The 1,590-nt window shown below is 77.7% G+C and carries 1 protein-coding gene; it reads right to left on the reverse strand.

Annotated elements, in window-relative coordinates; all coding sequences use genetic code 11:
- On the reverse strand, positions 1–1,590 hold a 1,590-nt coding region (locus tag ACJA3G_RS36665; protein WP_406557340.1), incomplete at both ends, for an amino acid adenylation domain-containing protein.

Genomic DNA, 1,590 nt, shown 5'->3' on the forward strand with positions numbered 1-1,590 from the left:
GGGTGTGGGCGGCCAGGGCGGCCCGGTCCACCTTGCCGTTGGCGTCCAGCGGATAGGTGTCGACGAACCGTACGGCGGCGGGGACGGCCTGCTCGGGCAGCCAGGCACGGGCCGCGTCGAGCAGCTCGGCGGGCGTGGGCGGGGTGGCGTCGGCGGGCTTGAGGTGGGCGACCAGCCGGGCGAGGCCGGAGCCGTCGCGCGCCACGGTGACGACGGCCGTGCGGACCCGGGCGTCCTGCTCGAACGCGGCCTCCACCTCGGCGAGTTCGATGCGCACACCGCTGATCTTGACCTGGCTGTCGAGGCGGCCGAGGAACTCCAGAACGCCGTCCGCGCCCATGCGCACCCGGTCGCCGGTGCGGTACAGGAGGCCGGTGGCCGACAGCTCCGGGTGCTCGGGGGCCGCGGTGAAGCGCCGCGCGGTCAGCTCGGGGTCGAGGTAGCCGAGCGCCAGGCAGTGGCCGCCGAGGCGCAGTTCGCCGTCCTGCCCCCGGGCGACGGGGTTGCCGTCGGTGTCGGTGACGACGACGGTGACGCCCGGCAGCGGCGTACCGATGGGCGGCGGAGCCGTCTCGCCCGCGGCCGGGTCGGTGGCGCGCATCGCGTACGTGGTGGTGACGACGGTCGCCTCGGCCGGGCCGTAGGCGTTGTGGACCGTGGCGGTGACGTCCGGTCCGGGGCGCCGGCGCATACGGTCGCCGCCGACGACGAGGTGGCGCAGGGCGAGGTCCGTGGGCCACGGGCGGTCGAGGAGCGGCTCGACGGTCGGGGTCGCCGCCACGCACACGGTCACGGCGGCATCGCGCCACCAGTCGGTGAGCAGGGCCGCGTCCCAGCGGGTGTCGTCGGGGGCGGGGACCAGGGCTGCGCCCGAGGTCAGCCCGGCCCACAGCTCCAGCAGATGCGGGTCGAAGGCGACGCCGATCAGCAGCGACTGCCGGTCGCCGGGCGCCAGGGCGGTGGCCTCCCGGTACCAGTCCAGGGCCACGGAGAGCGAGGCCTCGGCCACGGCGACCGCCTTGGGGCGGCCGGTCGAACCGGAGGTGAGCACGGCGTACAGGGCGCCCTCGGGCGCGCGCCGCGCACCCTCGGGGCGGGCGGCGAACGCGGCCACCGGCCCGGCCGGCGCGTTCACGCCGTCGGTGGGCAGGGGCAGCGCGATGTGCTCCCCGTCCTGGTGGGCCCGGGGCAGGACGTCCGGGTCGCCGACCAGGCAGGCGACGTCGAGGTCCTCGGTGACGGCCTGGGTGCGGCGCTCGCCGGGGCGCGGGCCCAGCGGAAGATAGACGGCGCCGATCCGGGCGAGCGCGACGGCGGTCACCACCAGCGCGGTGGACCGGTCGAGGCAGACGCCGACCAGGTCCCCGGGCCGTACGCGCTCGCGCAGGGCGGCGGCGATGCGCTCGGCCGCGGCGCCGAGCTCCTCGTACGTCCAGGTGCGCGTGCCGTCGATGACGGCGGGGGCCTGCGGGGCGCTCCGGACCCACTCCTCGAAGCGGGCGAGGACGGCGGTCGGTTCGGCGGCGGGGCCGTGGGCGATGCTCGGCGGCGTGCCGGCGCCGGAGGTCGCGGGGGCGGTCTCGGTGAGGG

The sequence above is a fragment of the Streptomyces sp. YS-3 genome (assembly GCF_045257485.1).
Classification (GTDB): Bacteria; Actinomycetota; Actinomycetes; order Streptomycetales; family Streptomycetaceae; genus Streptomyces.